Source organism: Candidatus Electronema sp. JM (assembly GCF_048287415.1).
In the GTDB taxonomy this organism is placed as follows: Bacteria; Desulfobacterota; Desulfobulbia; order Desulfobulbales; family Desulfobulbaceae; genus Electronema.
Genome location: NZ_JBLWEN010000003.1, coordinates 1 through 7,722 on the forward strand (window position 1 = coordinate 1; position 7,722 = coordinate 7,722).

Consider the following 7,722-nt stretch of genomic DNA (forward strand, 5'->3'; position numbering starts at 1 on the left):
CAAGTATTTTCGGATCGCTGGTGCGTCCGGCTTCATCAGTCTTAATCCACGAACCGCCTGCGATCTTCACTACTTGCACGCTCTCCGGCAGGAAAGGCAGGCTGGGCACATCGCCGATGGAAATGATGACCGTTTGCGCGGGAATCAGCTCGCCTTTGTCGGTGACAAGGCCCTGTTCCGTAACCTCTTTCGTCATCACCGGCCACTTGAAGACCGCGCCCAACGCCTCGGCAGCCTCGCGCTCCTTGCCAAAGGCCAGCGGCTTCTGGATGTCAACCAAGGTCACGGAATCAGCACCCAATCTGTAGCACTCCGCCGCCACGTCGCAGCCGACATTGCCCGCGCCGATGATCACCACCTGCTTGCCAGTAGCCATCGGATGCTCGCTCTTCGCCGCCTTGAGATACTCAAGAGCCGGAATCACCCGCTCGTGGCCGGTAAACGGAATAGTTTTCGGCTGATGCGTGCCGACCGCGATCAGGACGTAATCGTACTCGGCCTTGAGCTGCTCGATTTTCTCCTGCGTCATGCTCACGCCGAGATTGACATGAATCAGCTCCTGCTTGAGGAACCGCTGCACCTCCATCTCCCAGACCGCCTTGGACAGCCGCTCCCACGGAATGGTCTGGGCCAGCTTGCCGCCAAGCTGGTCGCTTTTCTCAAAAATATGGGCCTCAACGCCGGCCAAAGCCAGATGCCAGGCCGCGCCCATGCCTGCCGGGCCGCCGCCGATGATCGCCACTTTGCGGCCAGTAGCGGGCTTGCCTTTGGGCGGATCCACGTTGTGCACCGCCTGGCCCAAGATCGAGACATCAATGGAGAAATCTATCTTCTTGCGCGAGCAGTTCTGGATGCAGAGGTTCGGGCAGATGGTGCCGCAGACCGAAGCCGGGAAGGGCGTGTAGCGCAGCAGCATCTCGTAGGCCTCCTCGTTCCTGCCCTCGCGGATCATCCGCAGCCGGTCAATGGTCGGGATGTGCATCGGGCAGTAGTAGGTGCAGGGCGCGGCGGAGTCGCGGTTGACCCACCACGGCTTGCGCCTGCGCAGCTCGCCGGTCTCAATCACGCCGACCACCGAGCGGTCGAGCGTTGGGGCGAGGTCGCGCAATGGGTCGCCGCCGCCGAAGCCTGCGCTCCACACGCGCTTGGCAAACTCGGACATCGGCATCGGCCCAGAGGACAGCAGAGCGCGTTCCTGCGGGCTGACAGCGGCGAGCAGGTTCCATTCCTCGCGTTTGCTCAGTTCGTCGAGCAATTCCGGCCTGCCGATGGCGTTGAGGTATTCCGGCAGACGCTCGATCAGCCACTGCCATTCCTCGTCATTGGGCTGGGTCAGCTTGGCGCTGTTGCGGGCATAGCTGCCGTCGGTTTTGCCCCGGAAATAGACCCAGCCGCCGACCATGCCCACGCAGGGCCGGTAGCCGAGCACGCTGTCCGGGTTTTTCGGGTTATGGCCGCAAACCACCGCGATGCCGCCGCAGTTGAATTCGGCGAAAGTGTCGCCGACCGAGCCAAGCACCCACATCTGCGGGCGTTGGTAGTCCGGGTTCCACTTGGTCATGGTCAGGCCGCGCGCGCCGATGGAGCCGCCAATCATCACCCGCCCGCCCGCCATCGCGCTGCACGCGCCGTTGGTCGCGTCGCCTTTGACGATCACATCCGCGCCGATGTTGAGATAGCCCACGTCGTCCGAGGCCGAGCCTTCGCAGATGACCGTGGTGCCAGGCAAGCCCATGCAGCCCAAGCGTTGCCCGACCGGCCCCTTGACCCGGATGGTCAGCGGCCTGTCCTTGCGCCCGCCCAGCCGCAGGCCAATGTTGTGCTGGCCAAAGGATTCGAGCAGCAGCTCGTCCGCGTCAGCCGCCGCGCCGCGCACTTCTTCTTCAAAAATCTTGGATGTCAGGCGCAGGCCGTTGGCATCCTTGCCGCGTATGATTGCAGTCTTTTTTACTTGTTCAGTCATAGTATAAAATCCGTGTGATGGACAGGAAATGCCGGATGGCTGTTTGTCTCTTGCATCAAGAATATTGCGTGGGGATTAATCAGCCAGAGGTAAGCCTTGCACTTTTTGTGAAAACTGATTTTCTCTAGCCCAGCCGATTAATCCTGATGAAGATTTGACAAGATAAGACCAAGAAGAGTATTTGCCTGCTGGCGATGGATCACAAACCAACAGTGTCATTTTAGTTTCTGGTTTGAGATAGGCAACGACATCCTTATATTCCCGTGTCTTGTAAATAGGAAAGCTTTCTTTGACCGTAGCCTCCACGCCAACAGCATAAAATTCCTGTGGGACTTCGTAGAGTTTTCTGTTTTTCTTGTCAAGAACATACTTGTTGTTTTGCGACCAGAACCCCATCCAGTTTTTTACATAGACGATTCCATTACCAAGGAATTCTGGCCACCTTGATAAATGTTCCATTTTTTGAATGGATTTTCCATCATACCAATAAATGAGATATTCATCGTCATCGCTTGGCCCAGGGGTATGCACTGCGATTTCTTTGTAGTTATCTTGTTTATCGATATCTATAACAAGAAACCCATCAACTGGATCAGAATCAAATTTCCCATCCGCTGAAACTGTATTTATTTTAAGATGAAAACTACCATTGGCTGTAATTCCAGAAAGTACAATGCTGTCTGTTTTTCCATCGCCATCAAGATCGACCTTGGCAGATTGAACAAACTTATTTTCAGCAAAGGATGTTGATAAACTGCTGAAGAGGATGACAAGCGAAAACAATAAAACTGATCGTTTCATCACAGCACCTCCTGGATGCCTAATCCATTTATTTTGCTAAATTTCATCTGTTAATAGCTATCTAATATATCCAAATTTTCTAAATTGTTCTTGCAGCTCAGTATCATTTTTAAATGCTTGAAAGAAAATATATTCAGGGGCTAAATCTGCGCCGTTTGGCCAAACAAGCGTTTCCAGCTCCTTATCCACAACAAAGGAGGAAAATATTTCCTGATTCTTGAGCGGCTCGAAAACAGGGCCATGCAACGCTTCAGACAAATCAGCAATACCTCTCTTTCCATTGTTAAATGCCACTTCCACCTTGTAGCCTTCAAGATGTTTGGCATCTGTAATATGAAGAAACATACTCACTCCAACGGTTCGACGGAGTTGGGAGCCGCCTTTTTTCAGCACAGCTCCCAGTTTGCAATCAATTCATCCTGATGCAGTTCATGCCATTCAAGCACATGCCGCAAAGCTCTCTTTGGAAACCGTCCTTCCACCACGCCGGTAAGAATATCTACCGTGATTTCATAGCCATCATATTTTGCATGAAAATGCGGAGGACTATGATCATCCCAGTACATGGCGATGATGATTCCAAGGAATCTGCTTATGATCGGCATGTCGGCAGCAACAGCTAACAAATATACTTAATCCCCAGCCGCTGCGCCGCGTCTGCATCGTCAATGCCCAGGGCATCAGACATGCCGATGGGCAGGCTCTGCGAACGGCCAAGCGGGGCCATGATCTTCTTCATCTCCGTCCTGATGGAGGAGAAGACATCGGCCACGCGCTGGGCGACATCATCCGGGTCAAGCCTGCGGTAGAGCTTGGGATTCTGGCTGGTGATGCCTTTCGGACAAATGCCAACATTGCAGACGTTGCAGCGGCCCATCTCGTTGCCAAGACAGCCTGCGCAGGCCTGCATGATGTACTTGCCGATATGCACGCCGGACGCGCCGAGCATGATCAGGGCCATGCCGTTCTGGGTGACGTTGCCGTTCTTGCCGATGCCGCCTGCGGCAAAGAGCGGAATCTCGTTCTGGCGGCCTTGGGCGACCAAATCTAAATAGCACTCGCGCACATTGGAGGCAATCGGATGGCCGGTGGCATCCATACTGATGTTGTAGGCCGCGCCGGTGCCGCCGTCTATGCCGTCAATCAGCAGGCCGCCCGCGTAGGGATTGCGCACGAGATTGTTGAGCACCGACTTGGCCGAAGTGGAGCCGGAAATCTTCGGATAGACCGGCACGCGGAAGCCAAAGGCCATAGACATGGTCTGGATCATCTTCATGACGCTTTCCTCAATCGAGTAGAGCGTCTGATGCACGGGCGGCGAAGGCAGGTCAACGCCTTCCGGCACACCGCGCAGGCGGGCGATCAGCTTGCTGACCTTGAACCACATCAGCAGGCCGCCGTCGCCTGGCTTCGCGCCTTGGCCGTATTTGATCTCGATGGCCGCCGGGTCGCACTGCATCTCCGGGATGGCGCGGATGATTTCGTCCCAGCCGAAATAGCCGGAAGCGATTTGCAGGATGATGTATTTGAGGAACGGACTGCGCAGCACCCACGGCGGACAGCCGCCCTCGCCAGTGGCCATGACCACGGGAATGCCCAGCACCTCGTTGCAGTAGGCCACGCCTTGGAGCAGCCCCAGCCACATGTTCGGCGAAAGCGCGCCAAAGGACATCGAGCCGATCACGAAGGGGAATATCTCGCGCGTCGGCGGAATCCACTCGCCTGCCTGCTGACGGCGGAGAAACTCCTCCGGCGGCAGAATGCGGCCCAAGATGGTGTTGATGTTGAACTCGTGCCGCCCGGCATCCAAGGCCGGGTCGGTGAGCATGGAGATGCGGTCAAAGGCGATGCGGTCAAGGATGGTCTTGCCCGCCACATTGCGCCGTCCGCCGCGTTTCCAAGCATCGCCCTTCTCGTCCATGTGGAAGCGGGAACGATGCTCGTTGCTATTCGGCACCGGGCCAATCGCCTCGTTCGGGCAGACGGAAGAGCACATGCCGCAGCCGATGCACATCTTGGCAATGTCCGTGTTTTGGCGGATGCCGACAAAATGGCGGTAATCGTTGCCGCGCTTCTTCTGGAGAATATCCAGCTTGGGCACGCGCTGCCTGCGGTAGGTCAGGTAAATCGCCTGCTTTGGACAGACTGCCGTGCATTGGCCGCAAAGCGTGCAGCGGTCTTCGCGGTGCTGGATGATCCAGGGCAGGTCGCTGTAGGTCAGGCTGCCTGGCTGAGTGTAAATTGATCGAACTGAGACCATATCTGAAGTTCCTTTCTGTCAGGGGGAATGATGACTGTGTGTTCGCGCATGGGCTGGAAGTCGAGGCTGGGGTCGCGGTCAGGAATGAGTGCTTCCACGCCGCACATCTCCGAGGCGATGGCCCACGCGCCGGGCCGTCCGCCGACTGTTGCTGGCCGCATCTTCTTCTGATCCATGACGATGAGGCAGGATTCATCCGGCAGCGTGCCGATGACCGCGTTCGGGCCGTCAATAATCAAACGGCGGCAGGCGGTGCGCAGCCCTTTGAGGAATTCGCCCTGCGGATGCTTGTTCAGTTCCTCGGTCTTCAGCGGGGTGATGACGTGCTTGTAGCAGGCCAGCGGCAGATTCAGCTTCTTGGTCACGTAATGCAGAATATGCGCGAAGACCTCGGAGTCTGACTGATAGCCCATGTAGCCGGGGATATTCTTGCCCAGCAGCCATTCCTTGATTGGCACAAAGGCGGTGTTCTCGCCGTTGGTCATCGTGGCGATGCCCTGAATGAAGAAGGGATGGCAGGCGTAGAGGTTGATGCCGTAGTTGGTGTTCTGCCGCCCCTGCGCCATGACCACGCGGGCCTTGATGCGCCCGTCATTGAGACCGAGCGCGTCGCCAATATCTAGCGGCCAGCCGACCTCCTTGATCATGACCACATCTGACCAGAAAGAAAACACGGTCAGATCGCCGCCGTTCTCCTCGCCGTTCTTGCGCAGGAAAAGGCGGGTCTGCATCAGCCTGTCTTCCAGCTCGGCCTCGCTCATCCCCTGCGGCTTCTTATAGACCCGGACGATGTACTGATAGCGGTCTTTGGCCTCGATCAGCGCGGCGTTGACCTTGAACTGATGGTCGTACTCCTGCTCAAAGCCGCGTTCCTCCATGTGCTGGTGCAAACGCCGGAAGGCCGCCTCGCTGTGGGCGATGCCGGACAGGATGACCTGCTCCTCTTTTTTGTATTTGAAATCCTCAAAGCTGACCCCGCGCAGCAGCAGGCCAAGGCCGCTGCCGTCGTATCCCTCCTGCATGGCCTCCATGCCGACAAGCACCTCGTAGGGCGAAAAGGGAATATCTGCGGTTTTCAGGGCTAAACGACACATAAAATGACTCCCGGAAATTCGATGCTGGATATGCGCAAGGCCGGACTGTTATTTTTCCGGCGGAAAAAGACTTGACAGTACAAAGAAAACAGCGGCCTGTCAAATAGAAAGCGGCAAAAGGCCGCAGAATTGCGTCAGAGTTTGCGGGCCTGTGCGGCTTGTCTGGACAGAGACGGCAAGCACTGTTACTCTTAGCCGCTGCAAACCAAGCACAACTATTCCAGCAAAGAAGAATCCCGCGCAGACGGCAAAAAATATGGCAACTTGGCAGGAAGAATTGCAGAACAGCGTCACGGACGGCGCAGGGCTGGCGCGTGCGCTGGGCTGCGATCCGGCGGCAACGGACGCGGTCATCGCCCGCTATCCAATGCGGATAACACCTTATTATCTGGAGCTGATCAAGAACTGCGACGCGCTGCGGCTCCAAGCGGCACCGGATTTGCGCGAACTGAACGATCCGGTCGGCATGGAAGACCCGCTTGGCGAAGAAAACTTGAGTCCGGTGCCGAATCTGGTGCATAAATACCCGGACCGGGTGCTGCTTTTGGTCAGCGGCCAGTGCGCCATGTACTGCCGCTTCTGCACACGCAAGCGCAAGGTTGGCGGCGAGACCATGCGCTTCAGCGAGGAGCATTTCGCCGCCGCGCTGGATTACTTGCGCCGCACGCCGGCTGTGCGCGAGGTGCTGATTTCCGGCGGCGACCCGCTCCTGCTTGCCGACGCGCGGCTGGAAGATATCCTGCGGCGGCTGCGGGAAGTGCCGAGCATTGAGGTCATCCGCATCGGCACCCGCACGCCCTGCACCCTGCCGATGCGCATCACGCCCGAACTCTGCGCCATGCTGCGCCAATTTCACCCGCTCTACATCAACACCCATTTCAATCACCCGGCGGAGCTGACCAAAGAGGCGGAACGCGCCTGCACGCTCCTTGCCGACGCGGGCATTCCGCTTGGCTGCCAGACTGTGCTGCTGAAAGGGGTGAATGATTCCGCCGAAACGCTGCGCCAGCTTTTCTGCGGCCTGCTCCGGCTGCGGGTCAAGCCCTATTATCTGATGCAGGCTGATTTGACCAAAGGCACCAGCCATTTCCGCACCCCGGTCAAGGACGGGCTGGCGGTCATGCGCCAGCTTATCGGCACGGTTTCCGGCATGGCTGTGCCCAAATTTGTCTTGGACGCGCCCGGCGGCAAAGGCAAAATTCCGCTCACACCGGACTACATCACCGCCATGCAGGATGGCAAGTTGGAATTCACCACGTGGCAGGGGCTGCCCTGCGCGTATCCGTTGGAGTAAGGGAGTAAGGGGGAAAAAAACTGCTCAAAATTTTTGTCAACGCTGTAAAACGCCTGCCTTTGGCCATAGTCTTCCTGTTGGCGATGCTTATGTTCAATGCCGACAAAGTCGCCTTCCTGCTCAACACCTTGAGGTGAACGATGATCAGCGAGCTGCAACGGGCGTTTGATGCCCTGATTCAGTCTGGGGAAATATAGCTGAAGCACTATAAAATGACACCATACTGAACCACACAAAACAGATGGCCTATTCAATAGATTTTCGTCGGAAGGTTTTGGAGATTAAAGAGCGGGATGGCCTGAGTTTGGAG

The 7,722-nt window shown here is 56.8% G+C and carries 7 protein-coding genes; 1 reads left to right on the forward strand and 6 read right to left on the reverse strand.

The genetic code is table 11. The annotated features are described in order from the left end of the window. The 6 genes from ACNKH6_RS00865 to ACNKH6_RS00890 all read right to left on the reverse strand — a co-directional run. Positions 1-1,963 (reverse strand): FAD-dependent oxidoreductase (locus ACNKH6_RS00865; RefSeq protein ID WP_417913655.1); only part of this gene is annotated, 1,963 nt, incomplete at its 3' end. 75 nt (positions 1,964-2,038) lie between these two features. Then, the gene (locus ACNKH6_RS00870; RefSeq protein ID WP_417913656.1) at positions 2,039-2,764 is read right to left on the reverse strand and encodes a hypothetical protein; all 726 of its coding nucleotides are present in this window, start codon (positions 2,762-2,764) and stop codon (positions 2,039-2,041) included. A 57-nt stretch (positions 2,765-2,821) separates the two neighbouring features. Continuing rightward, on the reverse strand, positions 2,822-3,157 hold the full coding sequence (locus tag ACNKH6_RS00875) for a DUF2442 domain-containing protein (RefSeq protein ID WP_417913657.1): 336 nt from the start codon (positions 3,155-3,157) through the stop codon (positions 2,822-2,824). After that, a complete protein-coding gene (locus ACNKH6_RS00880) occupies positions 3,151-3,369 on the reverse strand; it encodes a DUF4160 domain-containing protein (RefSeq protein WP_417913658.1) in 219 nt (72 codons plus the stop codon). The genes ACNKH6_RS00875 and ACNKH6_RS00880 overlap by 7 nt, the downstream gene beginning before the upstream one ends. Positions 3,370-3,383: 14 nt before the next feature. Further along, positions 3,384-5,024 carry a glutamate synthase-related protein gene (locus ACNKH6_RS00885; RefSeq protein ID WP_417913659.1) on the reverse strand — a complete coding sequence of 547 codons (1,641 nt, stop codon included), beginning with the start codon at positions 5,022-5,024 and terminating at the stop codon, positions 3,384-3,386. Further along, positions 4,982-6,118, reverse strand: coding sequence for a glutamate synthase (locus tag ACNKH6_RS00890; RefSeq protein ID WP_417913660.1), 1,137 nt, complete (start codon positions 6,116-6,118; stop codon positions 4,982-4,984). The genes ACNKH6_RS00885 and ACNKH6_RS00890 overlap by 43 nt, the downstream gene beginning before the upstream one ends. 256 nt (positions 6,119-6,374) lie before the next feature. Here ACNKH6_RS00890 and ACNKH6_RS00895 point away from each other — a divergent pair, with 256 nt between their 5' ends. Continuing rightward, a complete protein-coding gene (locus ACNKH6_RS00895) occupies positions 6,375-7,412 on the forward strand; it encodes a KamA family radical SAM protein (RefSeq protein WP_417913661.1) in 1,038 nt (345 codons plus the stop codon). Positions 7,413-7,722: the final 310 nt, after the last annotated feature.

Excerpts from the sequence above, each read along its gene's own strand:
- ACNKH6_RS00885 (WP_417913659.1), bottom strand. The coding sequence starts at position 5,024 with ATGGTCTCAGTTCGATCAATTTACACTCAGCCAGGCAGCCTGACCTAC.
- ACNKH6_RS00880 (WP_417913658.1), bottom strand. The coding sequence starts at position 3,369 with ATGCCGATCATAAGCAGATTCCTTGGAATCATCATCGCCATGTACTGG.
- ACNKH6_RS00870 (WP_417913656.1), bottom strand. The coding sequence starts at position 2,764 with ATGAAACGATCAGTTTTATTGTTTTCGCTTGTCATCCTCTTCAGCAGT.
- ACNKH6_RS00895 (WP_417913661.1), top strand. The coding sequence starts at position 6,375 with ATGGCAACTTGGCAGGAAGAATTGCAGAACAGCGTCACGGACGGCGCA.
- ACNKH6_RS00890 (WP_417913660.1), bottom strand. The coding sequence starts at position 6,118 with ATGTGTCGTTTAGCCCTGAAAACCGCAGATATTCCCTTTTCGCCCTAC.